Origin of the sequence: Serratia sp. CY76391 (assembly GCF_052166695.1) — a bacterium.
GTDB lineage: Bacteria > Pseudomonadota > Gammaproteobacteria > Enterobacterales > Enterobacteriaceae > Serratia > Serratia nematodiphila.
This window is the reverse complement of record NZ_JBJNOJ010000007.1, coordinates 410,467-419,857: the sequence shown is the minus strand read 5'-3', so window position 1 is coordinate 419,857 and position 9,391 is coordinate 410,467. Positions and strand designations below refer to the sequence as shown.

The following is a 9,391-nucleotide window of genomic DNA, read 5'->3' as shown; positions in this document are numbered from 1 at the left end:
GCAGCGATGCATTGAGCTAACCAGTACTAATGATCCGTGAGGCTTAACCTTACAACACCGAAGGTGTTTTTAGAGAGATTTTCAGCGAAGTTCCGAGATTGGTTCTGATGGCGACACGAAAGTGAAGCGGTTGGAATGAAACGAATTTGCCTGGCGGCAATAGCGCGGTGGTCCCACCTGACCCCATGCCGAACTCAGAAGTGAAACGCCGTAGCGCCGATGGTAGTGTGGGGTCTCCCCATGCGAGAGTAGGACACTGCCAGGCATCAAATTAAGCGTGCTGATATGGCTCAGTTGGTAGAGCGCACCCTTGGTAAGGGTGAGGTCCCCAGTTCGACTCTGGGTATCAGCACCACTTTATTTAAAGTGGGTTTAGAAGTTCGGCAAAAAAAAGAATTTGCTTGGCGGCAATAGCGCGGTGGTCCCACCTGACCCCATGCCGAACTCAGAAGTGAAACGCCGTAGCGCCGATGGTAGTGTGGGGTCTCCCCATGCGAGAGTAGGACACTGCCAAGCATCAAATAAGCCAAGAGGCCATCCGAAAGGATGGCCTTTTTGCTTTTCATCCGCTTTACTCCCTCTGCTTATATCCCGGCGCAGGCCGCGCAATGAAACATTTTCACCTTTCCGCTGAATGCTCGACAGCGACGAAAAAAAACGCTATCTTCGGGCATCTAGAAGTCTAAACGTATAAATGGATGTGTGAGGGTTAAGCAATGCCGATTCGTGTTCCTGATGAGTTACCTGCGGTCAATTTCTTGCGCGGTGAGAATGTCTTCGTGATGACATCCTCGCGGGCAAAAACACAGGAAATCAGGCCACTGAAAGTGCTGATCCTCAACCTGATGCCAAAGAAGATCGAAACGGAAAACCAGTTTCTGCGTCTGTTGTCCAACTCGCCGCTGCAGATTGATATCCAGCTGCTGCGCATCGACAGCCGCGAATCGAAGAACACGCCGGCCGAGCATCTGAACAACTTCTACTGCGACTTCGAGGATATCCAGAATGAGAACTTCGATGGCCTGATCGTCACCGGCGCGCCGCTGGGGCTGGTTGATTTCTGCGATGTTGCCTACTGGCCGCAGATCGAACGGGTCATTGACTGGGCCAAAAACCACGTCACCTCCACGCTGTTCGTATGCTGGGCGGTACAAGCGGCGTTGAACATCCTGTACGGCATTCCCAAGATGACGCGCGAAGTGAAGCTCTCCGGCGTTTATCCGCACCAAACGCTGCAGCAGCATGCGTTGCTGACGCGCGGCTTCGACGAAAGCTTCCTGGCGCCGCATTCACGCTATGCCGATTTCCCGACCGAGGTGATTCGCCAATATACCGACCTGGATATTTTGGCCGAATCCGAGCAGGCCGGCGCCTACCTGTTCGCCAGCAGGGATAAGCGCCTGGCGTTTGTCACCGGCCATCCTGAGTATGATGCCCTGACCCTGGCCGGGGAGTATTGTCGCGACAACGAAGCTGGCCTCGATCCTGCCGTACCGCTCAACTACTTCCCCGATGACAACCCCGCACTGACACCGAAAGCCACCTGGCGCAGCCATGGCCACCTGCTGTTTTCCAATTGGCTCAACTATTACGTCTACCAGATCACGCCTTACGATCTGCGTCATATGAATCCGACTCTCGACTGATCTTTTCTGCCTGCCGGCGGCTGAATCGAGGCCGCCGCGCTTTTGATCCTCTGCACGACCCTCTTTTTACCGGTCACTTTCCCCAAAAAACCATTGGCCTACAACGCGTTAGCCTATCTTTGCGATTCTATTGGAACCGGTTTCCTTACCCGTTTGTTATGTTATTTGCTCTAACCAATTGATAATAAAGTGTTAATAAAATATTTAATAATAAAATGGAAATGGTTTTTGATTTTTATTTTTTGTTGAGTATTCTTAGAGCTATCGGGATGAGATCTGACCAGTTTAGGATCGTTTCATCCGCCCTGATCCACAGTGATTTCTGATGAAAATGCGCCGGTCGCTCGGGCGCAATGATGGGAAGGAGCAAGGTCATGACGCAACAGATAGCAGGCACGGAGTTAAGGTTTACCCAGGGTTTCGCCGCTGCGGAGCGCCAGGTATTAACGGATGAAGCGGTTGAATTCCTGGCGGAACTGGTGGCGAAATTCACGCCGCGGCGCAATGAGCTGCTGGCGGCGCGTGCCCGCTGGCAGCAAAATATCGATCGCGGCGAGCTGCCTGGATTTATTTCGGAAACTAATTCCATTCGTGAAGGTGACTGGCAGATCCGCGGCATTCCGCAAGACCTGCGCGATCGCCGGGTCGAAATCACCGGGCCGGTAGAACGCAAGATGGTGATCAATGCGTTGAACGCCAACGTAAAAGTATTTATGGCGGACTTCGAAGACTCCCTGGCGCCAAGCTGGGACAAAGTCATCGATGGTCAAATCAACCTGCACGATGCGGTTAACGGCACCATTTCCTACACCAATGAAGCCGGCAAGATCTACCAGCTGAAACCGAATCCGGCGGTGTTGATCGCTCGTGTCCGCGGCCTGCATTTGCCGGAAAAACACGTGCTGTGGCGTGATGAAGCCATTCCCGGCGGCCTGTTCGATTTCGCGCTGTATTTTTATCACAACTATCGCCAGCTGTTGGCCAAGGGCAGCGGCCCGTATTTCTACCTGCCGAAAACCCAGTCCTGGGAAGAAGCGGCCTGGTGGAGCGATGTCTTCAGCTTTACCGAGGATCGTTTCGATCTGCCGCGCGGCACCATCAAGGCGACCGTGCTGATCGAAACCCTGCCGGCGGTGTTCCAGATGGACGAGATCCTCTATCACCTGCGCGATCACATCGTCGGCCTGAACTGTGGCCGCTGGGATTACATCTTCAGCTACATCAAAACGCTGAAGAATCACGGCGATCGCGTGCTGCCTGATCGTCAGTCGGTGACCATGGAGAAACCTTTCCTCAGCGCCTATTCGCGCCTGTTGATCAAAACCTGTCATAAGCGCGGCGCCTTCGCCATGGGCGGCATGGCGGCGTTTATCCCGAGCAAAGACGCTGAGAAAAACGCCTGGGTGCTGAACAAGGTACGGGCGGACAAAGAGCTGGAGGCCAACAATGGCCACGACGGCACCTGGGTGGCGCACCCGGGGCTGGCGGACACGGTGATGGAGGTGTTCGGCAAGGCATTGGGCGATCGCCAGAATCAGCTGGACGTGATGCGTGAGCAGGATGCGCCAATCAGCGCCGCGCAGCTGTTGGAACCATGCGACGGCGAACGCACCGAAGCGGGGATGCGCGCCAATATCCGCGTGGCGGTGCAGTACATCGAAGCCTGGATCTCCGGCAACGGCTGCGTGCCTATCTATGGGTTGATGGAAGATGCCGCGACGGCGGAGATCTCCCGTACCTCTATCTGGCAGTGGATCCACCACGAGAAGAGCCTGAACGACGGGCGCCCGGTCACCAAGGCGCTGTTCCGCCAGATGTTGCAAGAAGAGATGTTGGTGGTGCGTGAAGAAGTAGGGGAAGCGCGCTTTAACGCTGGCCGGTTCGAAGAGGCGGCGCGCCTGATGGAGCGCATCACCACGCAAGATGAATTAATCGATTTCCTGACGTTGCCCGGCTATGAGCTGCTGGCCTGAACTTTCCCAATCAACCCTACATGACTGAAAGGATAAAAATTATGTCTACCTCTCGCTCTCAACAGATCCAGCAGCTGGAACAGGAATGGAAATCGGCCCGTTGGGAAGGCATCACCCGCCCTTACAGCGCCGAAGACGTGATCAACCTGCGCGGTTCGGTCAACCCGGAATGCACCCTGGCGCAAAACGGCGCCGCCAAACTGTGGGCGTTGCTGAACGGCAAGGCGCGCAAAGGCTACGTGAACTGCCTGGGCGCGCTCACCGGCGGCCAGGCGCTGCAACAGGCCAAAGCCGGCGTCGAGGCTATCTACCTGTCCGGCTGGCAGGTGGCGGCCGACGCCAACAGCGCGGCGGCCATGTACCCTGACCAGTCGCTGTATCCGGTGGACTCGGTACCGAAGGTGGTCGAGCGCATCAACAACACCTTCCGCCGCGCCGATCAGATCCAGTGGGCGAACCAGATTGAGCCGGGCAGCAAAGGCTACACCGATTACTTCCTGCCGATCGTCGCCGATGCGGAAGCCGGCTTCGGCGGCGTGCTGAACGCCTTCGAGCTGATGAAAGCGATGATCACCGCCGGCGCCGCCGGGGTGCACTTCGAAGACCAGTTGGCGGCGGTGAAGAAATGCGGTCATATGGGCGGCAAAGTGCTGGTGCCGACACAGGAAGCGATCCAGAAGCTGGTCGCCGCTCGCCTGGCGGCCGACGTGCTCGGCGTGCCGACGCTGGTGATCGCCCGTACCGACGCCGATGCGGCCGACCTGCTGACGTCCGATTGCGATCCGTATGACAGCGCCTTCGTCACCGGCGAGCGCACGGCGGAAGGCTTCTTCCGCACCCATGCCGGCGTCGAGCAGGCGATCAGCCGCGGCCTGGCCTATGCCCCTTACGCCGATATGGTGTGGTGCGAAACCTCAACGCCGGATCTGGATGCCGCTCAGCGCTTCGCCGACGCCATTCACGCCAAATACCCGGGCAAGCTGCTGGCCTACAACTGCTCGCCGTCGTTTAACTGGAAGAAGAACCTCGACGATCAGACCATCGCTCGCTTCCAGCAGGCGCTGTCGGACATGGGCTACAAGTATCAGTTCATCACGCTGGCGGGCATCCACAGCATGTGGTTCAACATGTTCGACCTGGCGCACGCCTATGCGCAGGGCGAAGGCATGAAACACTACGTCGAGAAGGTGCAGCAGGCGGAGTTCGCCGCGGTGGATCGCGGTTACACCTTTGCGTCGCACCAGCAGGAGGTGGGCACCGGCTACTTCGACAAGGTCACCACCATCATTCAGGGCGGCGCCTCTTCGGTCACCGCGCTGACCGGTTCGACGGAAGAACAGCAGTTCTGATGCGGCAAGCTTGAAGACGTTTCACCCGGAGCCTGCATGCGCAGGCTTCTTTTTCTGGCGGGGGGTAAGGATGGCGGCAAAACTGGAGTTGTTGATCGCACAGACGATCCTGCAGGGCTTCGATGCGCAGTACGGCCGCTTTCTGGAGGTGACCGCCGGCGCGCAGCAGCGCTTCGAGCAGGCGGACTGGCCGGCGGTGCAGCAGGCGATGAAAAAGCGCATCCATCTGTATGACCATCACGTCGGCCTGGTGGTGGAGCAGCTCAAATGCATCACCGGGCAGAAATATTTCGACGCCGACTTCCCCAGCCGGGTCAAAGCGGTCTATATCGACTTGCTGCCGGACTACCCGCGTTTCGAGATCGCCGAAAGCTTCTTTAACTCGGTCTACTGCCGGTTGTTCAAGCATCGCGATCTGACGCCGGACAAGCTGTTCGTGTTCAGTTCGCAGCCGGAACGGCGTTTTCGCGACATTCCGCGTCCGCTGGCGCGCGATTTCACCTCCAATGGCGATCTGCCGGCGATGCTGCGCAGCGTGCTGAGCGATCTGCCGCTGCGGTTGCCGTGGGAAGATTTGACGCGCGACATTCGCTATATCACCCAGGCGCTACAGCGCGCCTTCAGTCCGCAGCAACTGGCGGGGGCCACCTTTCAGATCGCCAACGAACTGTTCTATCGCAACAAGGCCGCCTGGCTGGTCGGCAAGCTGCGCCTGGCCGACGGCGTTTACCCGTTCCTGTTGCCGATCCACCACAGCGAATCGGGCGCGCTGTTTATCGACGCCTGCCTGACCGGCAAGGCCGAGGCCAGCATCGTCTTCGGTTTCGCCCGCTCTTATTTCATGGTCTATGCACCGCTGCCGGCGGCGATGGTCGAGTGGCTGCGCGAGATCCTGCCGGGCAAGACCACCGCCGAGTTGTACATGGCGATCGGCTGCCAAAAACACGGCAAAACCGAATGCTATCGCGAATACCTGACCTTTATGGCGCACTCACAGGAACAGTTCATCATCGCGCCGGGCGTGAAAGGCATGGTGATGCTGGTGTTCACCCTGCCGTCCTTCGATCGGGTGTTTAAAGTGATCAAGGATGAGTTCGCCCCGCAGAAAGAGGTGACGCAGGCGCAGGTGATGGCTTGCTATCAGCTGGTGAAAGAGCACGATCGCGTCGGGCGTATGGCGGATACCCAGGAGTACGAGAATTTCGTCGTCGACAAGGCGCGCCTCAGCCCGGAACTGCTGGCGGAGCTGCGGCGCGAAGTGCCGGGCAAGCTGGAAGATCTCGGCGATCGCATCGTGATCAAACATTTGTATATGGAACGGCGCATGACGCCGCTGAACCTGTATCTGGAGCAGGCCAACGACCAGCAGATGCGCGATGCGATTGAAGAGTACGGCAACGCGATCAAGCAGTTGGCCGCCGCCAATATTTTCCCCGGCGATATGCTGTTCAAGAACTTTGGCGTGACGCGCCACGGGCGGGTGGTGTTCTACGACTACGACGAGATTTGCTACATGACCGAGGTCAACTTCCGCGATATCCCGCCGCCGCGTTATCCGGAGGACGAGCTGGCCAGCGAGCCGTGGTACAGCATCGCGCCCAACGACGTGTTCCCGGAAGAGTTCCGCCACTTTCTGTGCGGCGATCGGCGCATTCGGCAGGTGTTTGAAGAGCTGCACAGCGATCTGTTTACCGCGGAGTATTGGCGCGGGTTGCAGCAGCGCATCCGCGAAGGGCATGTGGAAGACGTATTCGCTTATCGCAAGAAGCAGCGGTTCAGCCAGCGCAGCGGGGCGGCGCTGCCGGCCGCCACCGCTGCGATGTAAATCAGGCCTCGGCGCCCGCGACGGCGGCGCGCGCCAGTTCAGTGATGCGCGCGTAGTCGCCGCTTTCGAGCGCGTCCGCCGGCACCAGCCAGGAGCCGCCGATGCACAGCACGCTTTTCAGCGCCAGATAGCTGCGGTAGTTGTCCGGTGAGATGCCGCCGGTCGGGCAGAAGCGCACCTGCGGGAACGGGCCGCCGATCGCCTGCAGCGCTTTTACGCCGCCGTTGGCTTCCGCCGGGAAGAATTTAAACTCGCGCAGGCCGTAATCCATGCCCTGCATCAGTTCGGAAACGGTGCTGATGCCCGGGATCAAGGGAATGGAACCGGCGGTGGCGGCTTTGAGCAGCTCGTCGGTCAGGCCTGGGCTGATGGCGAACTGCGCACCGGCTTCGGTCACTTCCCGCAGCTGCTGCGGATTGATCACGGTACCGGCGCCGATGATCGCGTCCGGCACCTCTTGGGCGATGGCGCGAATGGCGTCCATGGCGCAGGCGGTGCGCAGCGTCACCTCCAGCACCCGCACGCCGCCGGCGACCAGCGCTTTCGCCAACGGCACCGCATGTTCCAGCTTGTTGATCACGATGACCGGCACCACCGGCCCCGCCGTCAGGATCTGCTCGGCGCTTGTTGTCCACTTGTTCATGCTGACGTTCTCCTCTGTGGCCGCCGCCAGGCGGCGATGCGGCCAGGCTATCGATTAAAATTTGATGCAGCAGGCGCCCTGCTCGGCGCCGGACAGCTGGCTGCGCAGCGCGCCGAACAGCTCGCGGCCGCAGCCGATGTGTTCGGCGCTCAGATCGGGTTGGCATGGCGTGCGCCGGGCCAACTCGTCGGCGTCGACCAGCACCTGCAGCTCGCCGCTGCGGCCGTTGACGCGGATCGGATCGCCGTCGCGCACTTTCGCCAGCAGACCGCCGGTATAGGCTTCCGGGGTGACGTGGATGGCGGAAGGCACCTTGCCGGAGGCGCCGGACAGGCGGCCGTCGGTCACCAGCGCCACTTTGAAGCCGCGATCCATCAGCACGCCCAGCGGCGGCATCAGCTTGTGCAGCTCCGGCATGCCGTTGGCCTGCGGCCCCTGGAAGCGCACCACCACCACGCAATCGCGATCCAGCTTGCCGGCTTCGAACGCCGGCACGATGTCGTGCTGGCTGTCGAACACCACCGCCGGCGCTTCGATGATCTGGTTGTCGGCGGGTACCGCCGAGGTTTTCATCACCGCGCGGCCCAGATTGCCGGCCATCACCTTGGTGCCGCCGTGATGCTCAAACGGCTGAGCAACGCTGGCGATCACGCTGGCGTCGAGCGAGCCGGCCACGCCTTCGCGCCATACCAATTGGCCGTTGTCCAGCCACGGTTCCTGGGTGTAGCGGCGCAGGCCGAAACCGGCCACGGTGTGCACGTCTTCGTGCAGCAGGCCGTGTTGCAGCAGCTCGCGCACCACCAGCGGCACGCCGCCGGCGGCCTGGAATTGGTTGATGTCGGCCGGGCCGTTCGGGTAGATGCGGCACAGCAGCGGCACCGCCTCCGACAGCTCCGAGAAATCGTCCCAGGTGATGATGATGCCCGCCGCCCGCGCCATCGCCACCAGATGCATGGTCAGGTTGGTTGAGCCGCCGGTCGCCAGCAGCGAGACGATGCCGTTCACCACCACTTTCTCGTCCACCAGGCGGCCGATCGGCAGGTAGTTGCCGGCGGTGCCGGTCAGCCGGGTTACCTGGCGCGCGGCGGCGTCGTTCAGCGCGTCGCGCAGCGGCGTGTCAGGATGGACGAAGGAGGCGCCCGGCAGATGCAGACCCATCACTTCCATCACCATCTGGTTGGTGTTGGCGGTGCCGTAGAAGGTGCAGGTGCCGATGCCGTGATAAGAGGCCGCCTCGGCCTCCAGCAGCGCCAAACGGTCGGCCTTGCCCTCGGCGTACAGCTGGCGCACGCGCACTTTTTCCTTGTTCGGCAGGCCGCTGCTCATCGGGCCGGCCGGCACGAACAGCGCGGGCAGGTGGCCGAAGGAGAGGGCGGCCATCACCAGCCCCGGCACGATCTTGTCGCAGATGCCGAGGAACAGCGCGCCGTCGAACATATTGTGCGACAGGCCGACGGCGGCCGACATGGCGATCACGTCGCGGCTCATCAGCGACAGCTCCATGCCGTCCTGCCCCTGCGTCACGCCGTCGCACATCGCCGGCACGCCGCCGGCCACCTGGCCCACGGCGCCGACCGCCTTCAGCGCCTGCTTCAGTCGCTGCGGGTAGTGTTCGTACGGCTGGTGGGCCGACAGCATGTCGTTGTAGGCGGTGATGATGGCGATATCGTTGCGCACCATGTTTTTCAGCGACGCCTTGTCATCGGGCTGACAGGCGGCGAAGCCGTGGGCCAGGTTGCCGCAGGCGAGCTGCGCGCGGTGGACGGTTTGGGAGCGGGCCGCCTCGATACGCGCCAGATAGGCGGCGCGGCTGGCCTGGGAACGGTCGATGATGCGCTGTGTGACACGGGACAAGGTTGGATTAATCATGCCTTCCTCACATTGCTGTTGTTATAGTCGCCGCCTGTGGCGGTGCCCCCGGGGGGATTTGCAGCCCTGGTGTGCAAGGCCGGGGG

6 protein-coding genes, 1 tRNA gene and 2 rRNA genes are annotated in these 9,391 nt (G+C 60.6%); 7 read left to right on the top strand and 2 right to left on the bottom strand.

Annotation, left to right across the window (positions count from 1 at the left end):
* Positions 1-149 precede the first annotated feature (149 nt).
* From rrf (ACJ8PN_RS15260) to aceK, 7 genes are all read left to right on the top strand, one after another.
* A 5S ribosomal RNA gene (gene rrf, locus ACJ8PN_RS15260) occupies positions 150-265 on the top strand.
* Between the two features lie 14 nt (positions 266-279).
* Positions 280-355: transfer RNA gene (locus ACJ8PN_RS15255), tRNA-Thr, on the top strand.
* A 45-nt stretch (positions 356-400) separates the two neighbouring features.
* A 5S ribosomal RNA gene (rrf, locus tag ACJ8PN_RS15250) occupies positions 401-516 on the top strand.
* Positions 517-716: 200 nt separating this feature from the next.
* On the top strand, positions 717-1,646 hold the full coding sequence (gene metA / locus ACJ8PN_RS15245; protein WP_004936623.1) for a homoserine O-acetyltransferase MetA: 930 nt from the start codon (positions 717-719) through the stop codon (positions 1,644-1,646).
* A gap of 374 nt (positions 1,647-2,020) precedes the next feature.
* The gene (gene aceB / locus ACJ8PN_RS15240) at positions 2,021-3,619 is read left to right on the top strand and encodes a malate synthase A (RefSeq protein ID WP_033631949.1); all 1,599 of its coding nucleotides are present in this window, start codon (positions 2,021-2,023) and stop codon (positions 3,617-3,619) included.
* Between the two features lie 41 nt (positions 3,620-3,660).
* Positions 3,661-4,968: an isocitrate lyase gene (gene aceA / locus ACJ8PN_RS15235; RefSeq protein ID WP_004936630.1), complete on the top strand. Its 1,308-nt coding sequence runs from the start codon at positions 3,661-3,663 to the stop codon at positions 4,966-4,968.
* A gap of 70 nt (positions 4,969-5,038) precedes the next feature.
* Positions 5,039-6,793 (top strand): bifunctional isocitrate dehydrogenase kinase/phosphatase, encoded by a 1,755-nt coding sequence (aceK, locus tag ACJ8PN_RS15230; protein ID WP_351109477.1) that lies wholly within the window; start codon positions 5,039-5,041, stop codon positions 6,791-6,793.
* A 1-nt stretch (position 6,794) separates the two neighbouring features.
* Here the strand turns inward: aceK and ACJ8PN_RS15225 are convergent, their stop codons facing one another.
* Together ACJ8PN_RS15225 and edd are read right to left on the bottom strand one after the other, a co-directional pair.
* On the bottom strand, positions 6,795-7,436 hold the full coding sequence (locus ACJ8PN_RS15225; protein WP_094143462.1) for a bifunctional 4-hydroxy-2-oxoglutarate aldolase/2-dehydro-3-deoxy-phosphogluconate aldolase: 642 nt from the start codon (positions 7,434-7,436) through the stop codon (positions 6,795-6,797).
* A gap of 54 nt (positions 7,437-7,490) precedes the next feature.
* Entirely contained in the window at positions 7,491-9,305 is a 1,815-nt protein-coding gene (gene edd / locus ACJ8PN_RS15220) for a phosphogluconate dehydratase (RefSeq protein WP_351109480.1), read from the bottom strand.
* Between the last annotated feature and the right edge of the window lie 86 nt (positions 9,306-9,391).

Bases quoted from the DNA above. Each gene is read 5' to 3' on its own strand.
- edd (WP_351109480.1), bottom strand. From the start codon at position 9,305: ATGATTAATCCAACCTTGTCCCGTGTCACACAGCGCATCATCGACCGT.
- aceB (WP_033631949.1), top strand. From the start codon at position 2,021: ATGACGCAACAGATAGCAGGCACGGAGTTAAGGTTTACCCAGGGTTTC.
- metA (WP_004936623.1), top strand. From the start codon at position 717: ATGCCGATTCGTGTTCCTGATGAGTTACCTGCGGTCAATTTCTTGCGC.
- aceA (WP_004936630.1), top strand. From the start codon at position 3,661: ATGTCTACCTCTCGCTCTCAACAGATCCAGCAGCTGGAACAGGAATGG.
- ACJ8PN_RS15225 (WP_094143462.1), bottom strand. From the start codon at position 7,436: ATGAACAAGTGGACAACAAGCGCCGAGCAGATCCTGACGGCGGGGCCG.
- aceK (WP_351109477.1), top strand. From the start codon at position 5,039: ATGGCGGCAAAACTGGAGTTGTTGATCGCACAGACGATCCTGCAGGGC.